We start from the raw sequence: 2,707 nt of genomic DNA, 5'->3' as shown, positions 1-2,707 counted from the left end.
GTGATACCGCCAACAATGCTCCAGTTTTCTTTGATTGGGCGAAACGCCGACATATCATTGAGCGGAAGCACTTGTTGGGCGTAAGTTGTACTTGCCCAAAGGCCACAAAAAATGATGTTTTTAATGAAGTTTTTCGTCATTATTGAGATATTAAGGTTAAGATAACAAAGATAGAAGCAAAAAATGATTTGAGACAGGGTTTTTAAAAAATTTTAATATTTCAAGAAAAGCAATATTATCTTGTGTTTTGTCGTAAACTTGCAGGAGAAAAAGCCCCACCCAACCCTCCCCAATAGGGAGGGCTTAATTAAAGGTACATGAAATCTAATCGTATTATTCTTATTTTAATATTTTTTGGCATTGGATATTTCCTTTATTTCAAAGAAAAATCTGGTCCAATCGGCAATTTTTGGAAAGTTGTAACGGGTGTTTTTGAATCGAAAAGCACAAAATCAGAAGAGAAAAACCCATACAAAGCTCCCGAACCAGACATCGAAGCAACTGCTACTAAAGATGATAAAAACTATGAAGACGTAGCAACGGCAACGAACAAGAAAAGTGAACAAAAAAGTGAAGACAAAGAAGAAGAAACTTCGATTTTTGATAAAATAAAAGATAAGGTTTTTAATACCGATACGCAAGAAGAAAGCAGCGATAATGGCGAAATTCCTGATTTTGCTCTTCCCGCTATTCGCAAAGGCGACGAGATTATCAAACACAAAAACTATATACTTCGCTACGAAGAAGACTACGAAGTGCCAGCTTGGGTGGCTCACAAATTACGTGGCGAATATACTCGCGGAACAGCCAGCCGAGGCGATAATCAATTTATGCCCGACCGAAAAGTGAAAGGCAATTCGGCACTTTCGGGAGACTATAGCAGCACGGGTTACGACCGTGGGCATTTAGTTCCTGCGGGCGATTTTAAGTGCTGCCAGGAACTTATGACCGAAACTTTTTATATGAGTAATATCGCTCCGCAAGTGCCCGACTTTAACCGTGGAATTTGGGAAAACATAGAAAGTCGTATGCGTGGATGGGCCGTAAGAGACGAAGAATTATTTATTGTTACGGGCCCAGTACTTAGAAAAGGTTTACCTACAATCGGCCGATATAATAATGTAGCTGTACCCGAATATTTTTATAAAATTGCCTTATTTTACCAGCCAAAATCAGGCAAAAAACCACGTGCGATAGCATTTTTACTACCAAATGAAGCTTTATTTGGCAAACGAATGAATAATTATGTGGTTTCGGTCGATGAGGTAGAGAAAGCAACAGGTTTAGATTTTTTTGCTAAACTTCCTGCCGATATTCAGACTAAAGTAGAAGCCAGTAGCGATTGGGCAGCTTGGACGAAAATTCAGTAGTACGTCAAAGGAAGGCTTCGTTTAAAACGAAGCCTTCCTTAAAATTACTTAAATCATGCGTTTTAAGTAGAAAGTAGCAACTTTCAATTCTCCATTTCTTCTAAAGAAAAACTCAACTTCTTTGCCTTCTTTGCGAGATAAAATTTTATAGATTTCGCTGATGGTCATGTCTTTTACATTTTGTCCATTCACAAAAATCAGTTCATCGCCTTCTTGCAAACCTGCGGCATCGGCGGGCGAACCTTCGATAACCTTATTGATGACATATTTATTAAACTCTGTTCCTTTGGCCCGCACATCTAAGCCACTCATATCATGTTCAAAGGTTTCTTTCATGCGGCTGCGTAGTGGTTTCATAATCATGTAACCATCACGGTAATTGAGCGTTACCGTAAAACGGCGTAATAGTTCACAACCGATACTTCCTTGACGTTTGGTATCATCAGGTGTAAATTTCATACTAAACGATAAACTATCAGGAAACGAAGCCAATATATTTTTCATTTCTATACTTCCCATCTTGATTTTATCGACACGACCAATGTTTCCATTTATTTCACCATTCAAGCCACGCCCCAAATTAGCTCGCATCACTCTATCGGGTAGCTGAATCGGTTCTTTTTCACCTGCATTCAGTAAAAGTGCATGTCCCGCTCCTGTGTCAATGACTAATCGCATCGGAATCAGTTTTTGGTCGTTGCTCACCATCGCAATCGCATCGGTATACGGCTTTGATTGAGTCAATACAATCGGATACTGCGTACCCATTGATTTTTTATACTTAAATTTTTTGGGGTCGGTTAGTGTAAGTTTTTTGTTTTCGAAATCAATCGTTACAACAAAATTACTGAAGATATCATGCCCAAAAATTCCATGAACAGGCACTCCTAAAAACTCTGACAATTGAAGCACATCTTCATCTAGCACAACTAAACTTTGCTGATTGGCTATCACATCACCAATACGAATGGTATGTCCTACAGAAACATTCGCCATCAAGGCTTCGCCTTCGCCTGCACCTGCAATTTTCACACGACGCACGTATCTAACTCCCAAAGACAATGCTCGTTTAGGGTCAGTAACGATTGTTGAGCTAACGCCCGTATCAAGTATGAAACGAAGTGTGTCTGAACCATCAAGTTGAGCTTTCAAAACGATAAGATTGGCGTGTAGGTCAAAGTCAAATTTAGCAATTTTCTGGTGTTTGCCTCTAAAATGATACCCGTAACGGTCATCTTTTTTTCTGTCTTTTTGACCAAAAGTCAACTGACTGATTATCAATAAGATAGCTATCAAGCGGAGTTTGGATAAGTTTTCCATAGCTATTTCAATTTTAA

At 39.0% G+C, this 2,707-nt stretch carries 2 protein-coding genes; one reads left to right on the top strand and one right to left on the bottom strand.

Annotated elements, in window-relative coordinates:
- Window positions 1-317: 317 nt before the first annotated feature.
- Window positions 318-1,370, top strand: a complete 1,053-nt coding sequence (locus tag ACOVO2_RS09915) for a DNA/RNA non-specific endonuclease (RefSeq protein ID WP_421769814.1) — start codon at window positions 318-320, stop codon at window positions 1,368-1,370.
- A gap of 48 nt (window positions 1,371-1,418) precedes the next feature.
- Here the strand turns inward: ACOVO2_RS09915 and ACOVO2_RS09910 are convergent.
- Window positions 1,419-2,707: aspartyl protease family protein (locus tag ACOVO2_RS09910; protein WP_421769813.1), on the bottom strand; the 1,289-nt coding region annotated here is incomplete at its 5' end.

Origin of the sequence: Emticicia sp. (assembly GCF_049241225.1) — a bacterium.
In the GTDB taxonomy this organism is placed as follows: domain Bacteria; phylum Bacteroidota; class Bacteroidia; order Cytophagales; family Spirosomataceae; genus Emticicia.
This window is presented reverse-complemented; position numbering and strand designations above follow the sequence as displayed.

What these genes read in the sequence shown, in the direction of transcription:
- ACOVO2_RS09915 (WP_421769814.1), top strand. Translation starts at nt 318, where the DNA reads ATGAAATCTAATCGTATTATTCTTATTTTAATATTTTTTGGCATTGGA.